Below are 1,401 nucleotides of genomic sequence, written 5' to 3'. Positions count from 1 at the left end.
TCGCCTTACTTGCCCAAGTGTTTAAGGCAGGATCATATTCATATACAGTGGAAACAACGCCATTATAGTAACCACTAAATACATATCCCTTTCCGTTTATTGACGCTCCCGGAAATTCTCTAACTGGGGTAGGTAAATCCGCCATTAAAATGCATGAGTCTGGAGTGTACTCAGCTTTGAGTAAATTTGCTAAGGCAAAAGCAATTGTATCCATCAAGTCACCGCCTTTGTCACGCCAGAGAGTTTTCCACCTGAATAGCTAAGGGTTTTAGTCACTGTTCTTACCCCAGCTTTTTCTGTAACTGTGTTCAATGTTCCATCACTGTTGTACGATATGACAGATGATTTCACCGTAGTGCTGCCACTCTTTTCCTCAACCTTGGTAATAGTATCACCCGTGTAGGTAATGACGACAGATCGAGTGTCAGTTTCGAGCGTCAATGCTTTTACTTGATTAATGTCTGTGTTAGCAGTCCCTAAGATTTGATAGAGACCGTCTGCTGTTGTTTTATTAATGGCTCCCGTCTGTATTCCGTTCAGTTTGTCTTTGTCAGGCCCACTCATGAACCCAGCTGTAGTAGTTGTAGCCAATGCATGTGTAGAACCGCCAAGCCCAATATGATTTAGCAGCTTTGTATTTATCTCAATTAATGCCTTAACCAGACTTGATTTATCGATAGTAGGTAGTTCTGTTAGAGTCCCAATTTTATTCAATGCATCTAAAACACTTTGAGAGGATGCATAGTATGAAGATAATTTTCCTCCTAGTTTTTCAGAATCTACTGAATTTGTTCCGAGCCACCCTGTACCAGTCCAATATTTCATAACTGGATTGTTATTACTACTATCAACCCACATTTCACCAGTCACAGGAGTAGTTGGAGGAGTAGGGGAGACTGGAATGTTTTGCTTAGATATAAAAAGAGCCCAGTAATTTTGATCACTAGGGTTTATACCTACAGGAGCATCTTTTTTACAAAAGTAAATGGAGCCTCCATAATTTACTGCGTCTTGGGAGGTATATGCAATCGTTCCGTCATACGTACCACGATAGACAAGTCCTAAACCAGCTAGACCTTGTTGACCCGGGTCGCCTTTGGCTGCAATTTTTACCCAGTACGTTGTGTTGGTTGGAACATTCCCTAAACTATCTTGAAGACAAAGATAAGTTTCATTATTGTACTTAACAGTATTCCATTTAAAATACTGTACAGTCCCAAGATAATTCCCTTCGAAAGAGAACTTACTTAATGTTACATCGAATTCACCTTTTTTAGTTTCAACATAATTAGAGAATTCATTTTTTTTATTTTCCATTGCATTGAGAGTGTTAGTTTGGGATGCTGTTAATTCTGCTTGTTTTTGATTGATGAATCCTTCAATTTCAGTCTTTAAAAACAT

2 pseudogenes are annotated in these 1,401 nt (G+C 39.0%); both read right to left on the bottom strand.

Annotated features, from left to right (window positions below):
- Positions 1 to 214: pseudogene (locus ACIFQN_RS35455) on the bottom strand (hypothetical protein); the annotation flags it as partial.
- Positions 214 to 1,401, bottom strand: a pseudogene (locus tag ACIFQN_RS35450) (hypothetical protein); the annotation flags it as partial. The pseudogenes ACIFQN_RS35450 and ACIFQN_RS35455, both read right to left, overlap by 1 nt.

Source organism: Brevibacillus sp. NRS-1366 (genome assembly GCF_050467985.1).
The sequence above is the reverse complement of the archived record's forward strand: the minus strand, read 5'-3'. Positions and strand labels throughout refer to the sequence as shown.